Source organism: Flavimobilis rhizosphaerae (assembly GCF_014852685.1).
GTDB lineage: Bacteria > Actinomycetota > Actinomycetes > Actinomycetales > Cellulomonadaceae > Flavimobilis > Flavimobilis rhizosphaerae.
The window spans coordinates 146,254-168,316 of sequence record NZ_JACZDF010000002.1; the positions used below are offsets into that span (position 1 = coordinate 146,254).

Below are 22,063 nucleotides of genomic sequence, written 5' to 3' on the forward strand. Positions count from 1 at the left end.
CGGGGGCGCCGTGCGCTACGAGGTCACTTCACGAACGAGTGGTGACCCTTCGACCGCGTGAGGTGCTCACGCTCCTTGTGGTGCTTCTTGCCCTTCGGAGGCTTCGTCGGCGACGACGCCTTGGGGAGCGAGAGGACCTCGGCGCGTGCGCCCTCGGCCCCGTGGAGGTGCACGACGAGCGCCTTCGTGCCCTTCGCCGCACCCGAGCCGAGCGTGTACCCGATGGTGCCGGGTGCGTCGACGTAGAGCGGCGAGTCGACGACGACGTCGGGGTCGGCGACGTCGTACCGGATCGCGCCGGTCGTGTCGATGTCGTCGCCCGTGTAGCCGGAGAACATGCCGAGCTGGTAGGTGATCGGGAACGACGTCGCGCCCGCGGGCATCCCGATCGCTGCCGGGTCCACGGGGATGAGCAGGACGTTCGAGTCGAACACGTTGGTTTCGGTGTCACCCTCGGCGAAGTTCGCGGGGATGATCGACACCGGCGCGCCGGTCCGGAGGTCGACGAGCAGAGCCTCGAGGAGGTCGGTGCCCGGGGCGTTCTGCACGAACACCTCGTAGTCCGCGCGGCCGTCGCCGTCGACGTCGAAGTCGACGTAGGGGATGGTCGTGTTGCCGATCGTCGCCCAGTCTCCCCACGTCGCGAGGCCGAACCACAGGAGACCGTCGGAGTAGCCGCCCGGTCCTGCGACGGCGCCGGCACCGACGTACCTGAGATCCCCGGCCCGCTCGGAGGCGATCGACACGCAGCCGGTCGTCACCGTCGCGGAGCAGCGGGGGAGCCTGCCGGATGTCTCGCCGAGCGTGAGCACGGACGCGAGCGACGTGTACGCGCTCGAGCCGGAGCCCTGGTCGACGCCGGTGCCGCGCAGGCGGATCGCCGGGTCCGACTTCTTCGACGTCTGCACCGACGCGGTCGTCCGCGACGTCGGCTTGGCCGCGCCGTAGACGGGCACGCGAAGCTCGTCGCCCCGTGCGGTGAGGACGATGCGGCCCGACGCGTCGGCGACGAACTGCCGTGCCTCGGTTCCGCCCGTGTACGGGTTGACCTGCGTGGCGTCCATCGTCGGGTCGATCGTGCGACGCAGCTTCGAGGGCTGCACCGTCATCGTCACGGTGACCTTCGCGGTGCCGCCCGCGCGCACTCGCACGCTGGACGGCGAGACCGTGTACCTGACGCCCGGCTGGGTCGTCGCGGCCACGTAGGTGACGCGGACGTCCTTCGTCGTGCGTCCGGTGTTGCGGACCGTCACGGTGCGACGCTCGGTGACGGTGCGCTTCGTCACGGGGGCGGCGACGACCCCGAACGACGCGGAGACCGCGCCCGAGCCGGCGGACGCGTACGCGACGAGGTCCGTCGTCACGGCCGAGAGCGCGTCGACGCGGCCGGCGCCGACGCGGGCGGGGCCGTAGATCGTGCCGTCGGCGGTGCGCAGGGCGTGCGTCGCGGTGTTCATGATTGCGGCCTTGATGCGCTCGACGTCCCACGACGGGTGCGTGGCCCGGACGAGCGCGGCGATGCCCGCGACGTGCGGCGCGGCCATCGACGTGCCGTTGATGGTGAGCGAGCCGGAGCCCGTGCCCATGCCGACCGAGGTGATCGTGTCGCCGGGCGCGGCGACGTCGGGCTTGACGACGCCGAGCGAGCCGCGGACGCCGCGCGACGTGAACGAGCTGATCGTGTCGGCGATCGACGGCGTGACGTCCTTGATCGTGCCCTGGAGCGAACCGTCGAACGTCACGCGGAGCGTGCCGGCCAAGGCTGCGGGCTGGAGGCGGGCCGTCTGCGTGGCAGGCAGCTGGATGATCGGGATCGCCGCGTTGCCGGAGATCCCGGCCCCGAAGACGTCGAGGCCCGAGGTGAAGATCGAGCCGATCGCGCCGGCGGCCGTGACGTTGTTGGCGCGTCCTGCGGAGCCGCAGCGTCGCGTCGCGTCGTTGTCGTCCCACGTGAGCCACGCGACCTTGCCGGCGACCTTCGCGGCGTCTGCGGCGCTGAGGGCCGTGCAGCCGTCGGCGTTCGCCCCGCCGAGGACGACGACGTCGCCGCTCACCGGTGCGCTCGACCAGTCGTAGGCGACGGAGAACTGACCGGACGCGATGCCCGCGACGTCCGCGGGGGCATCGACGCGCAGCCCGTCACGGAGCTGGAATGGGTCGACGGAGCTGGCGACGGCGAGGCCGCGCACGGCGTTGCCGGGCGAGCCGCCCGTGTCGGTGAGGTCTCCGTTGTTGCCGGCGGAGAGGACGGGCATGACGCCGTGCTTGGCGAGCTTGTCGATGACGAGGTTCTCGGGGTCGTCGGCGACGCCGTAGTCGGAGCCGAGGGAGAGGTTGACGACGTCGAGGCGGTCGGAGAGGTCGCCGTCGCCGTTGGGGTCGAGCGCGTGGTCGAGCGCGGCGATGACTTCGTTCGTCGAGCCGGTGCACCCGAAGACCTTGAGCGCGTAGAGGCTCGCGTCCGGGGCGACGCCGGGGCCGACGGTCATGTCGAGGAGCCCGGCCTCGGTGAGTGAGGAGTAGTCGCCCGTGAACGTCGTGCCGTCGGCGAGGACGCCCTGGCCGGCGGCGGTGCCGGCGACGTGCGAGCCGTGTCCCTGGCAGTCGAGCGGGTTGGGGTCGGGGTGGGGGACGGGCTGGTAGTCGTCGGCGTCGGGGTCGGCGTTGTAGTTGTCGCCGACGAAGTCGTAGCCGCCGACGACCTTGGCGGTCGGTGTCCACGGCCCGGAGGAAGCCGCGAGGGCGGCCTCGTAGGCGGCGACCGTGCCGGTGCCGCCGAACCCGGCGTGCGTGTAGTCGATGCCGGTGTCGATGACACCGATCGTCACGCCCTCGCCGGTCTCGCCGAGGTCCTGCCAGGTCCGCAGCGCGCGCGTGAGGGCGGTGGCGCCGGCATTCGTGGGCTTCTTGGGGATGATCGGCATGATCGCGACGACGTCCGTGCGGTCGGCGAGCTGGACGAGCGTGTCGACGTCGGCGCGGATCGCGACGCCGGGGACGGCGTTGGCGACCTCGTAGAGGGCGGTCGCGCGCTTGTCGGTGCGGCGGGCCTCGGCGAGCACGGAGTCGGCCGTGCGGCCGACGGCGGCCCGGCGGTCCTTGACGGCCTTGCGCTTGGCGGTGGCGCCGGTCGCGGCTGCGGCTGCGTCGGCGGCGCCGTCGCCTGTGAGCTGGACGAACACCGAGCGGGTCCCGGTGAGGGTGCCGAGCCCGCCGAGAATCTTCGCGTCCTTGCCGAGGGCGCGTGGTGCGGCGGTGGGGGCGGGGGACGCGGTGCCCCCGGGATCGTCGGCCGCGGCGGCCGTCGTGGCGGCACCGACGGTGCCGAGGGCGAGCGCTGCGGTCACGGTGGTGACGAGCCAGGCGCCTGGGCGCTGTGAGGCACGTGAGGTCATGCGGTCCTCCGGTGGTCGGCGGGCCGACGCGGACGCACGAGGCGTGCGCGCGGGTGCGTCGGCGCAGCCACGCCGAGGCGCCCCGGCGCGCGTCGTCGGGCGCCCGGTCCCGCCACGAGCGTGCGCCAGCTCTCGGGAGTCCGCAATCGGAACGGCTGACCGGCAGGGATGACCTGCGGGAACGTCCGTGGGGCCGCGACCGCAGGGGAGGTCCGGGGGACGCACTGCAGCCCCCGCACGTGGACGGTGCGGGGGCTGCAGTGGTACTGCCTGGGTGCTGCGGGGCGTCAGGCCTGCTTAATGGCCGAGACGTCGAGCGCGATGGCGACCTTGTCGGAGACGAGGACGCCGCCGGCCTCGAGCGCGGCGTTCCACGTGATGCCCCACTCCTTGCGGGAGATCGTCGTCGTGGCCTCGAACGCGGCGCGCGGGTTGCCGAACGGGTCGGTCGCGGATCCGGTGTACTCGAGGTCGAGCGTCACGGGCTTGGTGACGCCGGCGATGGTGAGGTCGCCGACGACCTTGAAGTCGTCGCCGTCGGCGGTGACGGAGGTCGAGGAGAACGTCCACGTCGGGTTGACGTCGGTCGAGAAGAAGTCGGCGGACTGGAGGTGGCCGTCGCGACCGGCGTCGCCCGTCGAGATCGCGGTCGCGTCGAGCGTCGCGGTGACCGAGGACGACTCGACGTCCTCGCCGACGACGATCGTGGCCTCGGTGACGGGGACGGTGCCGCGGACCTTGGAGATGCCTGCGTGGCGGACGGTGAAGCCGGCCTGGGTGTGGGTGGGGTCGGCGACGTAGGTGCCGGGAGTGAGGTTCGTGGGCAGTGCGGTCATGGGGGTCCTCCTGGTGGATGCGGTGGTCGATCCACCTGCATCGGTTGTTGCTTCAAGTGAATCTTCAATCAGATTAGCCCGCCTGGCGCGTGTCCGCAAGACTGGTAGCGGAATTGTCCGGAACTCGACACGGAGGCTTCATGTCCGAGGCACCCGCACGCTGGCTCGATGACACCGAGCAGGCCACGTGGCGCGCCTACCTCGAGGGCTCCACACGCCTCGCCGAGGCACTGAGCCGCCAGCTCGAGACCGAGCACGGCCTCACCCTCGGCGAGTACGCCGTCCTCGTCCGGCTCGACGAGACCGCCGACGGAACTCTCCGCATGTCCGAGCTCGCCGACTCACTCGCCCACTCCCGCAGCCGCACGACCCACACGGTCCGACGTCTCGAGAGCCGCGGGCTCGTCCGCCGCGTCGCATGCCAGGCCGACGGCCGCGGCGTCAACGCCGAGCTCACCGACGACGGCCGCGCCGCCCTCGTCGCCGCAGCGCCCAGCCACGTCGCAGCAGTCCGGCACCACCTCGTCGACCTCCTCAGCCCGGCTGAGGCCGCCGTGCTCACCGACGTCATGCGACGCGTCGCCGCAGCCGCACGCTGACACCCCCGCACCTCCCGACGGTCGCGCCCCGCCCCGCCCGGGAACCACCGCGCGCCCCGGACGTTCAACCCGAGAGAACCCGGACGCGGCCCACGTCACACCCCGACCGGGACCGAGGTCCCACGAACTCTGGAAACATGGAGACATGGCACTGACGACGGTCCACCTCATGCGCCACGGTGAGGTCCACAACCCCGAGGGCATCCTCTACGGACGACTGCCCGGCTACCACCTCTCCGAGCGCGGCCACGCAATGGCCCGCACGGTTGCCGCCCACCTCGCAGGCGAGCGCGTCCCGACGACCCCCGACGACGTCGAGCCCGTCCGGCACGACATCACGCACGTCATCGCGTCCCCGCTCCAGCGCGCGCAGGAGACCGCGACCCCCATCGCGGCAGCCTTCGGGCTCGAGCTCGGCACCGACGAGCGCCTCATCGAGGCCGGCAACTACTTCGAGGGCATGACCTTCGGCGTCGGCGACGGCTCCCTGCGCCACCCCCAGCACTGGCCTAGGCTGTGGAACCCGTGGCGTCCGTCGTGGGGTGAGGCCTACAAGGACCAGGTCGCGCGCATGCGCGCCGCGATCGACGACGCCCGCCGCCTCGCCGAGGGCCACGAGGTCGTCCTCGTCTCCCACCAGCTGCCGGTGTGGATCACGCGCTCCTCCTTCGAGGGCCGTCGCTACCTCCACGACCCGCGCAAGCGTGAGTGCTCGCTCGCTTCCGTGACGTCGCTGCGTTTCGACGGCGACCGCTACGTCGGCCTCAGCTACACCGAGCCCGCCGCCGACCTGCTCCCGGGCGCCAACAAGGTAGCGGGCGCGTGAGCATGCGCCACCCCCTCCTCGCCGTGGCCGCGCTCGCGGCCACGGCGCTCGCGCTCGCCGGCTGCACGCCGGGCGGCGACTCGACGGGCCAGGTCGCCAACCCCGGCTACGTGTCGGGCGACGGGTCGACCCGCCAGTGGGCGGTCGCCGAGCGCGGTGAGCCCGTGACGCTCACTGGCACCGACTACGCGGGCGACCCCGTCGACACGAGCGCGTGGCTCGGCGACGTCGTCGTCGTCAACACGTGGTTCGCGGCCTGCCCGCCGTGCCGCGTCGAGGCCCCCGACCTCGCGGCGATCGCCGCCGAGCGCGCCGACGAGGGCGTCCACCTCCTCGGCCTCAACCGCACCGACGACGCGGGTGCCGCCCAGGCCTTCGAGAAGAACTTCGAGATCCCGTACCCGTCGATCGACGATCGCACGGGCACTGCGACGGCCGCCCTCCAGGGAGTCGCACCGATCGCCGCGACCCCCACGACGCTCGTCCTCGACCGGCAGGGCCGCGTCGCGGCCCGCATCCTCGGCCTGCTCGAGCGTTCGACGCTCGACGCGATGATCGACGACGTCCTCGCCGAGCAGGCGTGAACGTGCCCGCGGACGTCCCGATGACCGTCCTCGCCTCCGCGGGCGAGACGGTCTTCTCGGGCTCGCTCCTGCTCGCGCTGCCGGTCGCGCTGCTTGCGGGCCTCGTGTCGTTCGCGTCGCCGTGCGTGCTGCCGCTCCTGCCGGGGTACCTCGGGTTCCTCGGCGGCATGGCGGGGCAGGGCCCGACGCGCCCCGCACCGGCCGATGAGGGCGGGACGACGACCGCCGTCGCAGCCCCGCGCCGCGGCCGCCTCCTGCTCGGCGTCGCGCTCTTCGTCCTCGGCTTCACCGTCGTCTTCGTCGCGTACGGCGCGCTCTTCGGCACGGTCGGTGCGCAGCTTGCGCAGCACCAGCAGACGATCACGCGCTGGCTCGGCGTCGTCGTCATCCTCATGGGCCTCGCGTTCCTCGGCGCCTTCGCACCCCTGCAACGCACCGCCCGCCTGCCCGTCGTCCCGACGGCCGGCCTGGGCGGCGCGCCCCTGCTCGGCATCGTCTTCGGCCTCGGCTGGACGCCGTGCATGGGGCCGACGCTCGTCGCGATCTCCGCGCTGTCCCTCGACCAGGGCACCGCGGCGCGCGGCGCGATCCTCGCGGTCGCCTACTGCCTCGGGCTCGGCCTGCCGTTCCTTGGCATCGCCCTGGGCCTCGACTCCTCGACGAAGATGGTGGACCTCATGCGCGCGCACCGCGTCGGCATCTCCCGCGCGGGCGGGATCATGCTCGTGCTCATCGGCCTCGCGCTCGTCACGGGCCTCTGGGCGAGCTGGACGCAGTCCCTCGCGGGACTCATCGGCGGATTCGAGACGGTCCTGTGAGCGGCTACCGCCCCGAGGGCATCGAGAACGCGTTTGCCGAGGACGGCGCGCCCGCCCCCGCGTCCCGCCCGTCGGGCGAGCTGCCCGCGCTCGGCGTCGTCGGCTGGCTCCGCTGGGGCTGGCGCCAGCTCACGAGCATGCGCGTCGCGCTCCTGCTCCTCATGCTCCTCGCGGTCGCCGCGGTGCCCGGCTCGACGATCCCGCAGCGTCCGCAGGACCCGTCGAAGGTCGTCGAGTTCTTCGACGACAACCCGGGCGTCGCGCCGTGGCTCGACAAGCTCCAGATGTTCGACGTCTACGGCTCGGTGTGGTTCTCCGCGATCTACCTGCTGCTCTTCGTCTCGCTCGTCGGCTGCATCCTGCCGCGCGCCAAGGTCCACTGGATCGCGCTGCGTGCTCGTCCGCCCCGCACGCCGCGCCGCATGGGCCGTTACCCCGCGCAGGGGGCGCGCGTCTATGCCGCGTCGTACACCCCCGCGCAGGTGGCCGACGCGGCCGCCGCGCACCTGCGCGGTCGCGGTCCGCTGCCGCGCTTCCGCGTCGAGCAGGGCACGGAGACGAGCGCCGGCGCCCGCGCGCCCGAGGGTGAGCCCGGGCCCGTCCACGTCGTCGCCGCCGAGCGCGGCTATCTCCGCGAGACCGGCAACATCGTCTTCCACCTCGCGCTCGTCGGGCTGCTCGTCGCGGTGGGCCTCGGCCAGGCCCTCCAGTACCGCGGGCAGGCGATCGTCGTCCAGGGGCGCGGGTTCGCGAACTCCGTGAGCGCATACGACACGTTCAGCGAGGGCCCGTGGTTCCGTGAGGAGAACCTGCCGCCGTTCACGATGGTGCTCGACGACTTCACGTCGACGTTCACGGACGACGCGATGCCGGTCGCGAAGGACTTCACGGCGTTCGTCTCCGTGACCGACCCCGCCGGGACTCGGCTGGAGACCATCAAGGTCAACCACCCGTTGACGATCGAGGGCGCCAAGGTCTACCTCCAGGGCAACGGCTACGCTCCGCGCCTCACGGTGAAGGACGCCGACGGCAACGTGACGTTCGCCGGCACGGTGCCGTTCATCCCCGAGGACCAGGTGTACACGTCCCGCGGCGTCGTCAAGGTGCCCGACGTCGTCACGGGCGAGCAGATCGGCCTCGTCGGCTACCTCCTGCCGACCGCGCAGCTCTCCGCGCAGGGCGTGCGCTCGCTCCATCCCGACCTCCTCAACCCCGTCCTCGTCCTCACCGTGTGGACGGGGGACCTCGGGCTCGACGACGGCGTGCCGCAGAACGTCTACGAGCTCGAGACCGAGAAGATGACGCAGGCGCGCACGGCCGACGGTCAGCCGGTGACGCTCATGCTCGCACCGGGCACGACCGTCGACCTGCCGGACGGGCTCGGCACGCTCACGCTCGACGACATCCCGCGGTTCGTGGCGCTCGACCTGCGTCACGACCCGGCGCTCACGTGGATCGCGATCTTCGCGTTCACCGCGATCGGCGGGCTCATGCTCTCGCTCTTCACGCCGCGCCGCCGCGTGTGGCTGCGCGTGAGCACCCGTTCCGACGGTGACGGCCCCGCGCGTACAGTGGTCGAGACCGCCGGATTGGCGCGCACGGACGATGCAGGCCTGCAGCCCGAGGTCGACGCTCTGCTCGCGTTCCTCGACACCCGTGACCCCGCGCCGGACGACCGCCCGGCTGAGGACAACCCCACGCCGGACGACAGCCCGGCGACCGACGACCTTGGAGAGACCCGATGACGACCGTCGGTGAGATGAGCGACCTCCTTGCCTGGGGGACCGCGAGCGCCTACGCGATCGCGCTCGTTGCGTTCGCGATCGACCTCTCGGGGCGCCTCGGCGTCCGGTCCGTCGCCCGTGAGAAGGCTTTGGCTGCGGCGACGCCTGCCTCGGGTGCGTCGACCGTCGCCACGGACGTCGTTGACCCCGCGGTCCGCGACACGACGAGCGCGGGCGCGGTCTCCGAGGCCACGGCTCGTCGGGCCGCGTCCCTCACCTCCCCGTGGAAGGCGTGGAGCGTCTCGAAGCCGCTCGCGATCGCCGTCTCGGTGTCGTGGATGGGTCTGGCGCTTCACCTCGCAGCGATCGTCACGCGCGGCTTCGCGGCCGGACGCGCACCGTGGGCGAACCTCTACGAGTTCATACTCGTCGGGGCGTTCTTCGCGATGGCCGTGTTCCTCGTCGTGCAGACGCGCTGGGAGATCCGCTTCCTCGGCACGATCGTCTCGGGTCTCGCGACGCTCGCGATCGTCGTCGCGCTCAATGCGTTCCACGTCGAGGCGGCGGGCGTGCAGCCCGCGCTGCAGTCGTACTGGCTCGTCATCCACGTCGGGATCGCGGTGCTCGCAACGGGCATCTTCACGGTCGCGTTCGCGGCGTCGGTCACGCAGCTGCTGCGTGACTCGCGCGACGAGGGCTCGCCGATGCTCGCGTCGCGCCGGTGGTCGTGGCTCGACCAGGTGCCGACGGCGGCGCAGCTCGAGCTGCTGAGCTTCCGCATCAACGCGGTGGGCTTCGTCCTGTGGACGTTCACGCTCGTGTCGGGCTCGGTGTGGGCCGAGGACGCATGGGGCCGCTACTGGGGCTGGGACCCCAAGGAGGTCTGGTCGTTTGTCATCTGGGTCGTCTACGCGGCGTACCTGCACGCGCGGACGACGCGCGGCTGGTCGGGGCGTCGGGCGGCGTGGTTCGTCGTCGTCGGCTACGCGTGCGTGCTCTTCAACTTCACGGGCGTCAACATGCTCTTCAGCGGCAAGCACTCCTACTCGGGCGTCTGACAGGCCGTCCCGGCGGCACGTCTCCCTCCCGTCTCCCGACTCGTAGGGCCCCAGCACCACTCGATGGTGCTGAGGCCCTCGAGTCGCTCGACCTGTGCGACTCGTAGGTCGTCAGCACGATTCAACGGTGCTGACGACCTACGAGTCGGGGAGGCGGGGTCAGCTCGAGAAGTGGAAGCCCTCGCTCGGCTGGACGACGACGACACCCTGGCCGCCGAACGCGAGCTGGAAGGTCTCGCCGGAACCGCCGCGGAGCAGGGAGCCGAGGCCGCCCGTGTCGACCTTGACGTTCATCTGCACGCCCGCGGTCCACAGGACGACGGCCTGCGGGTCGCCAAACGTCGGCGCCTCAGCGACGTTGAGCGCGACGGGCTCGCCAGCCGTCGTCACAGCGACGTAGCCCGTGCCCTGGCACACGACGTTCGAGAGCCCGCCCGCAGCCATGCCAGCGCCGGGCTTGATCATCTTGATGTCCCACTGGATGGAGTCGGAGATCGCGAGGACGCTGGCGCCGTTGATCGAGATCATGTCGTTCTCGAGGTAGATGATCTGCACGGCCTGCGCGAGGTCCGCGAGGAAGAGCTGGCCGGAGCCGGAGCACTTCATGAGGTCGAGGCCTTCACCGGTGACGGCGGACTTGAGGAAGCGTGCCGCCCCCTGGCTCTTCTTCTCGAAGCGCACGTCGCCCTGGTAGGCGACCATCGCGCCCGAGCGTGACCAGACGGGGCCGAAGCCCATGTTGATCTTGAGCATCTTGCTGCCCTGCAGGCTGAACTGGTCCTGCGAGGTGTTCTCGGCGAACTGCTGGAACAGGGCTCCGTAGAGCGTCATGCTGCACCCCCTGGGTCGCGGTCCCCGTGCGGGACCTCCGCGGCAAAGATAGCGGCGCGGACGGTGGTGCGCGCGACGACGCCCCGGGAGTGCGCGCGGGTCAGCGGCTGCTGTCGTCCGAGGTCGGAGGGGTCGAGCCGTCGGTGCCCGTCTCGCCGGCGCGGCGTCGGCGCTCCTGCTCGAGGAGCCAGAGGAACTCGGGGTCGTCGTCGGGCGCGAGGGGGCCCTGCCGGCCGGGTGCGGGGTGGCCGCCGGGGGCGGTGCGCGGGCCCGAGCGGGGCCCGCCGAGCGCCTCACCGCGGCTGCGGCGACCGTTGAGGCTCACGGCGAACCACACGACGGAGCCGAGCACCGGGATGAGCACGACGAGGACGAGCCAGATGCCGCGCGGCAGGCCGTGGAGGTCCTCGTCGGGCGCGTTGATGATGTCGGTGACCGTATAGACGACGACCGCGACGAGCAGCAGGAACCCGAGGTAGCGCATGGGGCCACCCTAGTGCGCCTAGGCTGGGACTGTGCCTCTCGTCGTCTACACGCTGTGGCGTGTGCTCATCTTCGTCGTGCTCCTGCCCGTGCTGTGGCTCGTCGGTGCGCGTGACGTCCTGTGGCTGCTGCTCGCGGTGCTGCTGACGTTCCTCATCTCGATCGTCGCGCTGCGCCCGCAGCGCGACAGGGCGTCGGCCTGGCTCGCGGAGCGGGCCGCAGCGCGCACGCAGCGTCGTGCCGAGGGCACGGACGACCCGGACGCGGAGGCCGAGGACGCGGAGGCCGACGGTCTCTGACCGGCCTACAGCGCGAGGCCCAGGCCCAGGAGCGCGCCGAGCGCAAGCTCGTAGAACCCCGTCCCGCCGAGGACGGGAACGAGCAGCTTGCCGCGCGCGCCCGCGATCACGGGGATGCACAGCAGCACGACGGGCAGCCCGAGCAGTGCGACGCCCAGCACCCACGGCGACGCGAAGACGCACGTGAGTGCGAGCACCCATGACCCGGCGACCATCCCGACGTAGGCGCGCCGGGCCTTGTGGTCGCCGAGCCGCACCGCGAGCGTCCGCTTGCCCGCGACGACGTCGGTCGGGATGTCGCGGATGTTGTTGACCATGAGGATCGCGCACGCGACGAGCCCGATCGCCACGGCGCCGACGACCGACGGCCAGGTGATGTGGCCGACCTGCGTGTACGTCGTGCCGATCGTCGCGACGAGGCCGAAGAACACGAACACGAAGATCTCGCCGAGCCCGAGGTACCCGTAGGGCTTCGAGCCGCCCGTGTAGAACCAGCCGGCGGCGACGCACGCGGCACCGACGGCGAGCAGCCACCACTGCCCTGAGAGGGCGACGAGCCACAGGCCGAGCAGCGCCCCGACGCCGAACGCCGCGAACGCGGCGAGCCTCACCTGCTTCGCGGGCGCGAGCAGGGAGGCGGTGAGCCGCAGCGGACCGACCCGGTCGGCGTCCGTGCCGCGGATGCCGTCGGAGTAGTCGTTCGCATAGTTGACACCCACCTGGAGCGCGAGCGCGACCCCGAGCGCGAGGAGCGCCCGGCCGCCGTCGAACGCGCCCGCGTGCGCGGCAGCGCCCGAGCCGACGAGGACGGGGGCGGCGGCGGCGGGCAGGGTGCGGGGACGCGCTCCGGCGACCCACTGCGCTGGTGTGGCCATGTCTCCGAGAGTATCGGCCCCGTCCGCGCGGCCCGGCATGCGGGCGCGGAGGTGCGGCGTGACGTGCGTGACGGTCGGCTGTCAGCCGTCGGCCGGATCCTGGGGGGACAGCGTCGTCACAGTGCCGGGACGCCGGCCGAGGACGAGGTCGCGGACCGCGTCGCGGTCCGGCTTGCCGATGCCGAGCCGCGGTACGGCATCGACGATCTCGAGAGCCCGTGGCGCGGCCGGCGCCGACACGGTCGCGCGCACGTGCGCGCGCACGTCGTCGAGCGTCGGGGCGGCTGCACCCGGCGCGAGGGTCGCGACGGCGACGACGGCTGTGCCCCACTCGTCGTCGGGCACACCGACGACGGCGACCTCACCGAGCCCCTGCCATCCTGCGAGCGCGGCCTCGACGGCCCCCGCGACGACCTTCTCACCGCCCGTGACGATGACGTCGTCCGAGCGGCCGTGGACCGTGAGCGTGAGGAACGACGTGTCCTCGGAGAGCTCGAGAGTGCCGAGGTCCGGCGTGCGCAGCCACCGGCCGCCGTGGATCGTCGTGTACGACTGCGCGTCGGCGATGTCGTCGTCGAGGTAGCCGACCGACAGGACGCGCCCCGAGACGAGGACGTGCCCGTCGGCGGACGTGCGGATGCGCACGCCCGTGAGCGGGATCCCGTCGTACACGCAGCCGCCGCACGTCTCCGACATGCCGTACGTCGTCACGACACGCACGCCCGCGTCCGCGGCGCGGGCCGCGAGCTCGGGCGCGAGCGCCGCCCCGCCGACGAGCACCGCGTCGAAGGACCTCAGCGCTGCGAGCGTCGCCGCGGCGTCCGGGCCCGGCTCGAGAAGTCGGTGAAGCTGGGTCGGCACGAGCGACGTGAACCGGCCGCCGCCCGGAGCCGCCGTCCGCGCGGGCATGCGCCCGACGGCCTCGGTGAACGCCGCGGTGCGGAAGGGGCCCTCGAGGAGCGTCGGCGTCGTCCCCGCGAGGACCGACCGCACGACGACCTGCATGCCCGCGACGTGCGTCGTCGGCAGGGCGAGCAGCCACGACCCGGTGCCGCCGAGCCGCTCGGCGCTCGCGGCGGCGGACGCGCGCAGGGCGTCAGCCGTGAGCATGACGCGCCGCGGCAGACCCGTCGAGCCCGACGTCCCGACGACGAGCGCGACGTCGTCAGGCACCCCGGCCGGCACCGTCGCCGCAGGAGAACCTTCCGGCGGCACCGGCTGGGCGAGGAGCGCAGGCCCCGAGCCGTCGAGGGCCGCACGGACGAGCGCGGGCAGCGCGCTGTCCGGAATTCCTGAGGCCGCGGGCCAGATGACGGGACGGTGCACCCGACCACCCTAGCCGCGGACGTAGGCTTGCGGACGCGTGCGCAGTCGACGCGTGCGGGGCAGGTAGGAGAGGTGGACGACGTGATCCGTAGGACGACGCGAGGACGAGGAGCCGTCGTGGCCCTCGCCGGGACGCTCGTGGCGACGCTGGGGCTGGCCGCGTGCAGCAAGGACCCGGAGCCGGCTCCGACGACGCCGACCGTGACGGTCGACGCATCGGTCGACCCGTCGAAGACGGACGCCCCGACGCCCGAGGGCCCGATCGTCTACCCGCTCACGGGCATCAAGGTCGACGAGGTCCCGCAGCGGCCGGCGATCGCCGTCAAGGTCGAGAACACGGCAGCGGCGCGCCCTCAGTCGGGGCTCGAGGACGCTGACATCGTCTGGGAGACGGTCGTCGAGTTCGAGGTGCCGCGGTTCATCGCCGTCTACCACTCGAAGACCCCTGAGAGCGTGGGCCCCGTGCGTTCGGCGCGGCCCGTCGACCTGCACGTCGCCGCGCCCATGCACGCGCTGCTCGTCGCGTCCGGGGCGCAGAAGCGCATGAACATCCGCATCGGTCGCCTCCCGGAGATCCAGTCGATCTCGCACGACGCCGGCGCGGCCGGCCTCGGCCGGATCTCGACGCGACGCGCGCCGCACAACGTCTACGCGGACCTCGCGACGATCTGGAAGTCCGCGGACGCGAACCACTCGGCACCGCCGAGCGGTGAGCTGAAGTTCGCGCTCGAGGCCGACGAGGCGACCGCGGTCGTCGACGGCAAGGGCGCGAAGAACATCGCGATCTCCCTGTCGTCCGCAGCGCGACCCGCGTGGGCGTGGGACGCCGGCTCGTCGACGTGGCTGCGGTCCGAGGGCTCGGCGAAGGCGATGACGGCCGCGGGCACGCAGCTCGCGGCGACGAACCTCGTGCTCATCGAGAGCGAGCAGGTCGACTCGAAGCTCGACGCCCAGGGCGGCGCGATGGTCCCCGACCAGAAGTTCAAGGGCAAGGGCAAGGCGCTCGTCGCGACGGGCGGCAAGGTCGTCGAGGCGACCTGGAAGAAGGCGGGCGTCTCCGACCCGCTCGAGCTCGTCGACGCTGACGGTGAGCCGATCCTCCTCGCCCCCGGCACCACGTGGATCGAGATGCTCAACAAGGGCAAGAGCTCGTACACGGTCGACTGAGTCCGACCCCGGTATGACGGCGCCTCCCCCGGCCGGGGGAGGCGCCGTCGTCATGTCCAGACCCGTGGCCGACGCGCCCGGGGAGGTCGGGGCGCGAGGGTTGAGCCATGACCACGACGCACCCCCACCACGCCCCCCGTCCGTCCGGCTCCGACGGCGCGGTGCGCCGCGTCGTCCGCCCCGCCCGCACCCGTCGCGACCGCGACTCGTGGCGCACGTCGACCGCGCCCGCTGCGGCGTCGGTCGCGCTCCTCACGGCGCTCGCGACCGCGCTCGCGCTCGGCCTGCGCGAGGCCGTCGAGCTGGCGCTGACGTTCTTCGTCTCCGGCTGAGGTGTTTCGGCCGCACCGACCGCCCCGCCCCGCAGGGGGGAGCGTGGCGCACGACGACGGGTCCCCGGCAGCCGAGGCTGCCGGGGACCCGTCGTCGGCGGTGCGTGGTGTCAGTCGCGGTACTGCGTGAAGGCCGCGACGGCCGGGTCAGCGCCGAGGCGGTTGCCGTTCTCGAGGGCGTCGATCGCGGCGCGGTCCGTGTCCGTGAGCTCGAGGTCGACGGCGGCGAGGTTGGCGCGGTAGCGCTCCGGGGTCACCGACTTGGGGATGACGATGCGGCCGGCGTCGAGGTGCCAGCGGAGGATGACCTGGGCGGGCGTCGCGCCGAGGCGCTCGGCGATCGCGGTGACGGCGGGGTCCTCGAGGTCGGCGCCGCGACCGAGGGGCGAGTACGCCTCGACGGCGATGCCGTGGCCGAGGGTGCTCGCGAGGACGTCGGCCTGCTGGAACGTCGGGTGGACCTCGACCTGGTTGACGACGGGCAGGACGTCGGCGGCGGCGACGAGCCGGTCGAGGTGGTCGGGGAGGAAGTTCGAGACGCCGATCGCGCGGACGGCGCCGTCGGCGTAGAGCTTCTCGAAGGCGCGCCACGTCTCGACGTAGAGGTCGAGGCTCGGGACGGGCCAGTGGATGAGGTAGAGGTCGACGACGTCTACGCCGAGGGCGGTGCGGGAGTCGTCGAAGGCCTTGAGTGCCTTGTCGTAGCCCTGGTCGCCGTTGCGGAGCTTCGTCGTGACGAAGACGTCCTCCCGGGGGAGGCCGGAGGCCTTGAGGGCGGCGCCGACGCCGTCTTCGTTGTAGTAGCCGGCTGCCGTGTCGATGTGGCGGTAGCCGGAGGCGAGGGCGTCCTCGACGAGGGCCTGGGTGCCGTCCTCGGGGACCTGGAAGACACCGAGCCCGAGCTGGGGGATCTCGACGCCGTTGTGGAGGGTGACGGTGGGGATGTTCATCGCCCCATCGTTCTCCCCGTCCGCCCAACGGTCCAATCGTTGCGTCCCGCGGAACGAGTGCCGCGGAGGGGTCAGACGCTGTAGGGGTACGGCGACCAGTCGGGCTCGCGGCGCTCGAGAAACGCGTCGCGCCCCTCGACGGCCTCGTCGGTCATGTATGCGAGCCGTGTCGCCTCACCCGCGAACACCTGCTGGCCCATGAGCCCGTCGTCGGCGAGGTTGAACGCGAACTTCAGCATGCGGATCGCCTGCGGCGACTTCTGAGCGATCGTCAGCGCGTACTCGAGCGCGAGGTTCTCGAGGTCGTCGTGCTCGGCGACCTCGTTGAGCGCGCCCCAGTCGTAGGCGTCCTGCGCGGAGTACTCGCGGGCGAGGAAGAAGATCTCCCGCGCGCGCTTCTGGCCGATCTGCCGGGCGAGGTAGGCGGAACCGTACCCACCGTCGAACGAGCCGACGTTCGCGTCGGTCTGCTTGAAGCGGGCGTGCTCGCGGCAGCCGATCGAGAGGTCGGCGACGACGTGGAGGGAGTGCCCACCGCCCGCGGCCCAGCCGTCGACGACGGCGACGACGACCTTGGGCATCGTGCGGATGAGTCGCTGCACCTCGAGGATGTGGAGGCGTCCGGCGCGGGCGGGATCGACCGTGTCGGCGGTCTCGCCCTCGGCGTAGCGGTAGCCGTCACGTCCGCGGATGCGCTGGTCGCCGCCCGAGCAGAACGCCCAGCCGCCGTCGCGCTCCGAGGGGCCGTTGCCCGCGAGGAGGACGGTGCCGACGTCGGAGGTGAGTCGGGCGTGGTCGAGGATCCGGTAGAGCTCGTCGACGGTTCCGGGGCGGAAGGCGTTGCGGACCTCGGGGCGGTCGAAGGCGACGCGGACGACGGGCAGATCGCGCTCGGCGGTGACGGAGCCGTCGGCGGCGAGCGTGCGTTCGACGCCGCGGTGGTAGGTCATGTCGACGAGGTCCTCGAAGCCGGCGACGGTGCGCCACCGTAGTGGGTCGAAGGTCTGGGACACCTGGGCCGGGATCTCGCTCATGTCCTCACCCTAGCGAGCGCGCGGTGGGTCGCGTCACACAGTGGTACATGCGTACCACTGTGTTGGTACGCTCGTGCCGATTCGGTTCCGTCCACCTCGTCGCCCGACGGATTGATGGCTTCCCCCCGTCGAACGGGCGGAAGCCATCAATCCGTCGGTCAGTTGGGAACGCCCCATGGCATGGCTCGTCCTCGTCGTCTCCGGCCTCCTCGAAGCTGGCTGGGCCCTCAGCCTCAAGGCCTCGAACGGCTTCACGCGGCTGTGGCCCACCGTGACCTTCGGCGTCCTCCTCGTTCTGTCGATGCTCGGCCTCGCGTACGCGCTGAGGACGCTCCCGGTCGGCGTCGCGTACGCCGTGTGGACCGGCATCGGCGCTGCGACGACGGCCGTCGTCGCAGTGTTCGCGTTCGGCGAGACGATGAACGTCGTCAAGGCCGTCTCGCTCGTCCTCATCGTCGCGGGGATCGTCGGCCTCAACCTCTCGGGCGGGGGTCACTGATGCCGGCGCCCCGCCCGCGCGGCGCCGCACGCCGGGACGCGCTCGTCGACGCGGCGGTCACGCTCGTCCTCGAGGAGGGTCCGGCCGCGCTCACGCACCGTGCGCTCGCGGCCCGGGCCGGGCTTCCGCTCGCCTCGACGACGTACCACTTCGCGTCGCTCGACGAGATCCTCGCTGCGGTCGGGGAGCGGCTCGCGGAGCGCTGGCAGGCCGCGGTGCGCGACGTGCTCGACGACCGTGCGGCGATCGCTGCCGCGACGACGGTCGAGCTGCGGGCGGACCTGCTCGTGCGTGCCCTCCTGCCGTCCGGGGGCGACGACGTCGTGAGGGCTCACTACGCGCACCTCGTCGGGGTCGGGCGCTCACGGCTCGGGCACGAGTACGCGGCGTCGCGGCCCGTGCTCGACGCGGAGATCGGCCGGCTGCTCGAGGTTCTCGGGGTGGCGGGTGCCGGGGCGACGCTCGTGCTCGCCGTCGTCGACGGGGGTGCGGTCGCGGCGCTGAGCGAGGCGCGTGAGGTTCGCCCGACGGTCGCTGCCCGGTTGCGGGAGCTGCTCGGGGGAGTCGCGCACCCGTAGGTGTCCGTTTCGGGCGTGGTTGCAGAAGCTTCCCACATGGCCGGGCATGAAGTCTGCCCGATCTTGTGGGAAGTGGTTGACCGCACGGGTGAACTCGGGCATGATCGGTCATGTCGACGGTGATTGTCGACGAGGACCCTGCCCGCAACGTCGCGCCGTGAGGAGCACCCGCCGTGTACGCCCCGGAACGCCAGAACGAGATCGTCGCCCGAGCCCGCGCCGCCGGACGCGTCGACGTCGCGACCCTCGCCGCCGAGCTTGACGTCGCCGCCGAGACCGTGCGCCGCGACCTCACCGTCCTCGAGCGCCGCGGCCTCCTGCGCCGCGTCCACGGCGGCGCCGTCCCCGTCGAACGCCTCACGCTTGAGCCGTCCGTCGACGAGCGCGACCTCGCCAACACCGACGCCAAGGACGCGATCGCCCGCGCCGCGCTCGCCCTCCTCGACGACGCATCGACGATCGTCATCGACGGCGGCACGACGACCGCCCGTCTCGCCGCGCTCCTTCCCGAGGACCGCGAGCTCACCGTCATCACGCACGCCCTGCCCGTCGCCGCCGCCGTCGCGACCCGGCCCGGCATCACCCTCCACCTCGTCGGCGGGCACGTCCGCGGCCGCACCCTCGTCGCGACCGGCCCCTGGACGACGGCCGCGCTCGGCTCGCTGCGCGCCGACGTCGTCGTCCTCGGCGCCAACGGCGTGAGCGTCGACCGCGGCCTCACGACCCCCGACCTCGGCGAGGCCGAGGCCAAGCGCGCGCTCGCCGCCGCAGGCCGCCGCGTCATCGTCCTCGCCGACCACACGAAGATCGGCCGCGACGAGCTCGTCGCGTTCGCGACGATCGAGTCCGTCGACACCCTCGTCACCGACGCGGGCGTCGACGCCGACCTCCTCACGGAGCTCGGCGCCGCAGGCGTCGAGGTGGTGACGGCATGATCGTCACGCTCACCCCCAACCCGTCCGTCGACCGCGCCTACGACGTCGAGGCCCTCGCGCGCGGCGGCATCAACCGCGCCGGCGCCGTCCACGTCGACGCGGGCGGCAAGGGCATCAACGTCTCGCGCGCTCTCGCCGCGCACGCCGTCCCCACCGTCGCCGTCCTACCCGTCGGGGGCGCCGACGGCGAGCTTCTCGTCACCCTCCTCGCCCCGACCGACGTCACCGTGCGCGCCGTCCCCGTCCCCGGCGACACCCGCTCGAACATCACGCTCCAGGAGTCCGACGGCACGACGACGAAGATCAACGCGCCCGGCCCCGAGCTCGACTCCGCCGCGGGCGCGCGGCTCCTCGCCGCGGTCGTCGCGACCGTCGGGCCCGGCGACACCGTCGTCGGCGCCGGATCCCTCCCGCGCGGCCTCGCCCCCGACTTCTACGTGACGCTCGCCGCCGCCGTCCGGGAGCGCGGCGCGCGCCTCGTCCTCGACACGTCGGGAGACCCGCTTGCCGCGGCGGCCCGCGCGGGTGGCGTCGCGCTGGCCAAGCCGAACGACGACGAGCTCGCCGAGCTCGTCGGGCGCGAGCTCACGACCGTCGGCGACGTCGTCGAGGCCGCGCGCGAGATCCTCGCGCGCGGAACCGACGCGCTCCTCGTCTCCCTCGGCGCGCACGGCGCGCTCCTCGTCACCGCCGACCACCACTGGTGGGCCGGCGGCCCCGCCCTCGTCCCCGCCTCGACGGTCGGCGCGGGCGACACGACCCTCGCCGGCTACCTCGCCGCCGAGCACGCAGGTGCCGACCCTGCCGACTGCCTCCGCACCGCCGTCGCCTGGGGGCGCGCCGCGGTGCTCCTGCCCGGGACCGCGGTCCCGGGACCCGACCTCGTCGACGTCGACGCGGTCACGCTCGTCCCCGACCCTGCACCGGCCACCCTCGTCAAGGAGCTGTAGACATGACCAGCCATCTGATCACCGCCGATCTCGTCGCCATCGACCTGCCTGCCGCGACGAAGGACGTCGTCATCGAGACGCTCGCCGAGCGCCTCGCCGCCGCCGGGCGCGTCACGGACGGCGAGACGTTCGCTGCCGACGTCCGCGCCCGCGAGGCACAGACCCCGACCGGCCTCCCCGGCCAGGTCGGCCTGCCGCACGCGAAGTCCGATGCCGTCCTCACACCCTCGCTCGCCGTCGCGACCGTCCCGGGCGGCGTCGACTTCGGGGGACCCGACGGACCCGCGACGCTCGTCTTCCTCATCGCTGCCCCCGCGATGGGCGACAACGTGCACCTGCAGATCCTCGCGAAGCTCGCGCGCAAGCTCATGAACGCCGAGTTCATGGAGTCCGTGCGGGGCGCCGCCGACGCCGAGACCCTCGCCGCGATCGTCAACGAGGCGGTGGCCTCATGAAGCTCGTCGCCGTGACGTCCTGCCCCACGGGCATCGCGCACACCTACATGGCCGCCGAGGCCCTCGAACAGGCCGGCAAGGCCCAGGGTCACGAGGTGACCGTCGAGACGCAGGGCTCGATCGGCTCCGAGCCGCTCGACCCCGCGGTCATCGCGGCTGCCGACGGGGTGATCTTCGCCGCCGACCTCGAGGTCAAGGAGCGCGACCGGTTCGCCGGGCTGCCGGCCGTCGATGTCGGCGTCAAGCGCGCCGTCCACGAGCCGGCGAAGGTTCTCGCCGAGGCGATCGCCGCCGTCGAGGCTGCGGCCGCGACGCCCGCCGCCGAGCGGCCCGTCGCCGCACCCGCCGCACCGCGACCCGCCGCGTCGGGCGCGACGAAGGTCCGCCAGTGGCTCATGACCGGCGTCTCCCACATGATCCCGTTCGTCGCCGCGGGCGGCATCCTCATCGCCCTGAGCTTCATGCTCGCGCAGGTCGCGTGGGGCGGCGCCGAGGGCGCCGTCGCGGTGACGAAGGCCGACGCAGCCGCGATCTTCGCGTCGTTCGACCCGCTGAGCCTCCAGCACTGGGCGGTCGTCCTCCTCAAGACCGGCCAGCTCGCGTTCGGATTCCTCGTCCCCGTCCTCTCGGGCTACATCGCCTACGCGATCGCCGACCGCCCCGGCCTCGTCCCCGGCTTCGTCGGCGGCGCCGCCGCAGGCTTCGTCGGCGCGGGCTTCCTCGGCGGTCTCGTCACCGGCTTCGCGGCCGGCTTCGTCGCCCTGTGGATCAGCCGCTGGAAGGTCGCCAAGGGCGTCCGCGGCATCATGCCCGTCGTCGTCATCCCGCTGCTGTCGTCGCTCGTCATCGGTGTGCTCATGCTCGTCCTGCTCGGCCGGCCGATCGCGGGGGCCATGGAGGGCCTCACGGACTGGCTCGGCGGGCTCCAGGGCGGCTCGATCATCCTCCTGGGCGCGCTGCTCGGCGCGATGATGGGCTTCGACCTCGGCGGCCCCGTCAACAAGGTCGCCTACACCTTCGGCGTCACGGGCCTGGCGACCGCGGGCCTCACGCCCGACTCCCCGCAGTACAAGGTCATGGCTGCCGTCATGCTCGGCGGCATGGTCGCGCCTCTTGCGCTCGCGCTCGCGACCGTCGTGCGCCCGCGCCTCTTCACGGAGGTCGAGCGCGAGAACGGCAAGGCCGCGTGGCTGCTCGGTGCGTCGTTCATCTCGGAGGGCGCGATTCCGTTCGCGGCAGCCGACCCGTGGCGCGTCATCGTCGCCTCGACCGTCGGCTCGGCCGTCACGGGCGCCGTGTCGATGGGCCTGGGCGTCTCGCTCGTCGCACCGCACGGCGGTGTGTGGGTCCTGCCGCTCGTCGGCAACCCGCTCGGGTTCGTCCTCGCGGTCCTCGCCGGCGTCGCGGTCTCGGCCGTGCTCGTCATCCTCCTCAAGCAGACGCGCAAGGTCGCCGCACCCGCCGCGGAGCCCGTCGCCGCGTGAGGCCACCCGGGGGCGGGCCGGTGAC

23 protein-coding genes are annotated in these 22,063 nt (G+C 72.8%); 15 read left to right on the top strand and 8 right to left on the bottom strand.

Annotated elements, in window-relative coordinates; genetic code table 11:
- Positions 1-23: 23 nt before the first annotated feature.
- A complete protein-coding gene (locus IGS67_RS04010; RefSeq protein ID WP_192278152.1) occupies positions 24-3,395 on the bottom strand; it encodes a S8 family peptidase in 3,372 nt (1,123 codons plus the stop codon).
- Positions 3,396-3,682: 287 nt separating this feature from the next.
- On the bottom strand, positions 3,683-4,231 hold the full coding sequence (locus tag IGS67_RS04015; protein WP_192278154.1) for a YceI family protein: 549 nt from the start codon (positions 4,229-4,231) through the stop codon (positions 3,683-3,685).
- Between the two features lie 140 nt (positions 4,232-4,371).
- Here IGS67_RS04015 and IGS67_RS04020 point away from each other — a divergent pair, with 140 nt between their 5' ends.
- The 6 genes from IGS67_RS04020 to ccsB all read left to right on the top strand — a co-directional run bounded on the left by IGS67_RS04020 (position 4,372) and on the right by ccsB (position 9,840).
- Positions 4,372-4,830 (top strand): MarR family winged helix-turn-helix transcriptional regulator, encoded by a 459-nt coding sequence (locus IGS67_RS04020; protein ID WP_192278156.1) that lies wholly within the window; start codon positions 4,372-4,374, stop codon positions 4,828-4,830.
- A gap of 145 nt (positions 4,831-4,975) precedes the next feature.
- Complete coding sequence (locus IGS67_RS04025) at positions 4,976-5,656, top strand: histidine phosphatase family protein (RefSeq protein ID WP_192278158.1); 681 nt, start codon at positions 4,976-4,978, stop codon at positions 5,654-5,656.
- Positions 5,657-5,658: 2 nt separating this feature from the next.
- Entirely contained in the window at positions 5,659-6,240 is a 582-nt protein-coding gene (locus IGS67_RS04030) for a TlpA family protein disulfide reductase (RefSeq protein ID WP_192278879.1), read from the top strand.
- A 20-nt stretch (positions 6,241-6,260) separates the two neighbouring features.
- Positions 6,261-7,058: a cytochrome c biogenesis CcdA family protein gene (locus IGS67_RS04035; protein WP_192278160.1), complete on the top strand. Its 798-nt coding sequence runs from the start codon at positions 6,261-6,263 to the stop codon at positions 7,056-7,058.
- Positions 7,055-8,803, top strand: a complete 1,749-nt coding sequence (resB, locus tag IGS67_RS04040; RefSeq protein ID WP_192278162.1) for a cytochrome c biogenesis protein ResB — start codon at positions 7,055-7,057, stop codon at positions 8,801-8,803. Before IGS67_RS04035 ends, resB begins: the two co-directional genes overlap by 4 nt.
- Positions 8,800-9,840 carry a c-type cytochrome biogenesis protein CcsB gene (gene ccsB, locus IGS67_RS04045; protein ID WP_192278164.1) on the top strand — a complete coding sequence of 347 codons (1,041 nt, stop codon included), beginning with the start codon at positions 8,800-8,802 and terminating at the stop codon, positions 9,838-9,840. The genes resB and ccsB overlap by 4 nt, the downstream gene beginning before the upstream one ends.
- A 159-nt stretch (positions 9,841-9,999) precedes the next feature.
- Here the strand turns inward: ccsB and IGS67_RS04050 are convergent, their stop codons facing one another.
- Together IGS67_RS04050 and IGS67_RS04055 are read right to left on the bottom strand one after the other, a co-directional pair.
- Positions 10,000-10,671, bottom strand: coding sequence for an AIM24 family protein (locus IGS67_RS04050; RefSeq protein WP_192278166.1), 672 nt, complete (start codon positions 10,669-10,671; stop codon positions 10,000-10,002).
- A 100-nt stretch (positions 10,672-10,771) separates the two neighbouring features.
- A complete protein-coding gene (locus IGS67_RS04055) occupies positions 10,772-11,155 on the bottom strand; it encodes a PLDc N-terminal domain-containing protein (protein WP_192278167.1) in 384 nt (127 codons plus the stop codon).
- 31 nt (positions 11,156-11,186) lie between these two features.
- On the opposite strand from IGS67_RS04055, the gene IGS67_RS04060 reads away from it, so the two are divergent.
- Entirely contained in the window at positions 11,187-11,453 is a 267-nt protein-coding gene (locus tag IGS67_RS04060) for a DUF4229 domain-containing protein (RefSeq protein WP_192278169.1), read from the top strand.
- A 5-nt stretch (positions 11,454-11,458) separates the two neighbouring features.
- Here the strand turns inward: IGS67_RS04060 and IGS67_RS04065 are convergent, their stop codons facing one another.
- Together IGS67_RS04065 and IGS67_RS04070 are read right to left on the bottom strand one after the other, a co-directional pair.
- Complete coding sequence (locus tag IGS67_RS04065; RefSeq protein WP_192278172.1) at positions 11,459-12,328, bottom strand: 1,4-dihydroxy-2-naphthoate polyprenyltransferase; 870 nt, start codon at positions 12,326-12,328, stop codon at positions 11,459-11,461.
- An 81-nt stretch (positions 12,329-12,409) separates the two neighbouring features.
- The gene (locus IGS67_RS04070; protein ID WP_192278174.1) at positions 12,410-13,654 is read right to left on the bottom strand and encodes an AMP-binding protein; all 1,245 of its coding nucleotides are present in this window, start codon (positions 13,652-13,654) and stop codon (positions 12,410-12,412) included.
- Positions 13,655-13,771: 117 nt separating this feature from the next.
- On the opposite strand from IGS67_RS04070, the gene IGS67_RS04075 reads away from it, so the two are divergent.
- Entirely contained in the window at positions 13,772-14,821 is a 1,050-nt protein-coding gene (locus IGS67_RS04075; RefSeq protein ID WP_192278176.1) for a DUF3048 domain-containing protein, read from the top strand.
- 107 nt (positions 14,822-14,928) lie between these two features.
- Positions 14,929-15,153 carry a hypothetical protein gene (locus tag IGS67_RS04080; protein WP_192278178.1) on the top strand — a complete coding sequence of 75 codons (225 nt, stop codon included), beginning with the start codon at positions 14,929-14,931 and terminating at the stop codon, positions 15,151-15,153.
- 110 nt (positions 15,154-15,263) lie between these two features.
- On the opposite strand, the gene IGS67_RS04085 is transcribed toward IGS67_RS04080, so the two are convergent.
- Together IGS67_RS04085 and IGS67_RS04090 are read right to left on the bottom strand one after the other, a co-directional pair.
- A complete protein-coding gene (locus tag IGS67_RS04085; RefSeq protein WP_192278180.1) occupies positions 15,264-16,103 on the bottom strand; it encodes an aldo/keto reductase in 840 nt (279 codons plus the stop codon).
- A gap of 71 nt (positions 16,104-16,174) precedes the next feature.
- The gene (locus IGS67_RS04090) at positions 16,175-17,137 is read right to left on the bottom strand and encodes a 1,4-dihydroxy-2-naphthoyl-CoA synthase (protein ID WP_192278182.1); all 963 of its coding nucleotides are present in this window, start codon (positions 17,135-17,137) and stop codon (positions 16,175-16,177) included.
- Between the two features lie 175 nt (positions 17,138-17,312).
- On the opposite strand from IGS67_RS04090, the gene IGS67_RS04095 reads away from it, so the two are divergent.
- From IGS67_RS04095 to IGS67_RS04120, 6 genes are all read left to right on the top strand, one after another.
- Positions 17,313-17,636, top strand: coding sequence for a DMT family transporter (locus IGS67_RS04095; protein ID WP_192278184.1), 324 nt, complete (start codon positions 17,313-17,315; stop codon positions 17,634-17,636).
- A complete protein-coding gene (locus tag IGS67_RS04100; protein WP_192278186.1) occupies positions 17,636-18,214 on the top strand; it encodes a TetR/AcrR family transcriptional regulator in 579 nt (192 codons plus the stop codon). Before IGS67_RS04095 ends, IGS67_RS04100 begins: the two co-directional genes overlap by 1 nt.
- 173 nt (positions 18,215-18,387) lie before the next feature.
- Entirely contained in the window at positions 18,388-19,149 is a 762-nt protein-coding gene (locus IGS67_RS04105; RefSeq protein WP_192278188.1) for a DeoR/GlpR family DNA-binding transcription regulator, read from the top strand.
- On the top strand, positions 19,146-20,099 hold the full coding sequence (gene pfkB, locus IGS67_RS04110) for a 1-phosphofructokinase (RefSeq protein WP_192278190.1): 954 nt from the start codon (positions 19,146-19,148) through the stop codon (positions 20,097-20,099). Before IGS67_RS04105 ends, pfkB begins: the two co-directional genes overlap by 4 nt.
- A gap of 2 nt (positions 20,100-20,101) precedes the next feature.
- On the top strand, positions 20,102-20,554 hold the full coding sequence (locus IGS67_RS14290; protein WP_192278192.1) for a PTS sugar transporter subunit IIA: 453 nt from the start codon (positions 20,102-20,104) through the stop codon (positions 20,552-20,554).
- Positions 20,551-22,038, top strand: coding sequence for a PTS fructose transporter subunit IIC (locus IGS67_RS04120; protein WP_192278194.1), 1,488 nt, complete (start codon positions 20,551-20,553; stop codon positions 22,036-22,038). The genes IGS67_RS14290 and IGS67_RS04120 overlap by 4 nt, the downstream gene beginning before the upstream one ends.
- Positions 22,039-22,063 lie beyond the last annotated feature (25 nt).

Excerpts from the sequence above, each read along its gene's own strand:
- IGS67_RS04010 (WP_192278152.1), bottom strand. The coding sequence starts at position 3,395 with ATGACCTCACGTGCCTCACAGCGCCCAGGCGCCTGGCTCGTCACCACC.
- IGS67_RS04015 (WP_192278154.1), bottom strand. The coding sequence starts at position 4,231 with ATGACCGCACTGCCCACGAACCTCACTCCCGGCACCTACGTCGCCGAC.
- IGS67_RS04020 (WP_192278156.1), top strand. The coding sequence starts at position 4,372 with ATGTCCGAGGCACCCGCACGCTGGCTCGATGACACCGAGCAGGCCACG.
- IGS67_RS04025 (WP_192278158.1), top strand. The coding sequence starts at position 4,976 with ATGGCACTGACGACGGTCCACCTCATGCGCCACGGTGAGGTCCACAAC.
- IGS67_RS04030 (WP_192278879.1), top strand. The coding sequence starts at position 5,659 with ATGCGCCACCCCCTCCTCGCCGTGGCCGCGCTCGCGGCCACGGCGCTC.
- IGS67_RS04035 (WP_192278160.1), top strand. The coding sequence starts at position 6,261 with ATGACCGTCCTCGCCTCCGCGGGCGAGACGGTCTTCTCGGGCTCGCTC.
- ccsB (WP_192278164.1), top strand. The coding sequence starts at position 8,800 with ATGACGACCGTCGGTGAGATGAGCGACCTCCTTGCCTGGGGGACCGCG.
- IGS67_RS04050 (WP_192278166.1), bottom strand. The coding sequence starts at position 10,671 with ATGACGCTCTACGGAGCCCTGTTCCAGCAGTTCGCCGAGAACACCTCG.
- IGS67_RS04055 (WP_192278167.1), bottom strand. The coding sequence starts at position 11,155 with ATGCGCTACCTCGGGTTCCTGCTGCTCGTCGCGGTCGTCGTCTATACG.
- IGS67_RS04065 (WP_192278172.1), bottom strand. The coding sequence starts at position 12,328 with ATGGCCACACCAGCGCAGTGGGTCGCCGGAGCGCGTCCCCGCACCCTG.
- IGS67_RS04080 (WP_192278178.1), top strand. The coding sequence starts at position 14,929 with ATGACCACGACGCACCCCCACCACGCCCCCCGTCCGTCCGGCTCCGAC.
- IGS67_RS04085 (WP_192278180.1), bottom strand. The coding sequence starts at position 16,103 with ATGAACATCCCCACCGTCACCCTCCACAACGGCGTCGAGATCCCCCAG.
- IGS67_RS04090 (WP_192278182.1), bottom strand. The coding sequence starts at position 17,137 with ATGAGCGAGATCCCGGCCCAGGTGTCCCAGACCTTCGACCCACTACGG.
- IGS67_RS04095 (WP_192278184.1), top strand. The coding sequence starts at position 17,313 with ATGGCATGGCTCGTCCTCGTCGTCTCCGGCCTCCTCGAAGCTGGCTGG.
- IGS67_RS04100 (WP_192278186.1), top strand. The coding sequence starts at position 17,636 with ATGCCGGCGCCCCGCCCGCGCGGCGCCGCACGCCGGGACGCGCTCGTC.
- pfkB (WP_192278190.1), top strand. The coding sequence starts at position 19,146 with ATGATCGTCACGCTCACCCCCAACCCGTCCGTCGACCGCGCCTACGAC.
- IGS67_RS14290 (WP_192278192.1), top strand. The coding sequence starts at position 20,102 with ATGACCAGCCATCTGATCACCGCCGATCTCGTCGCCATCGACCTGCCT.
- IGS67_RS04120 (WP_192278194.1), top strand. The coding sequence starts at position 20,551 with ATGAAGCTCGTCGCCGTGACGTCCTGCCCCACGGGCATCGCGCACACC.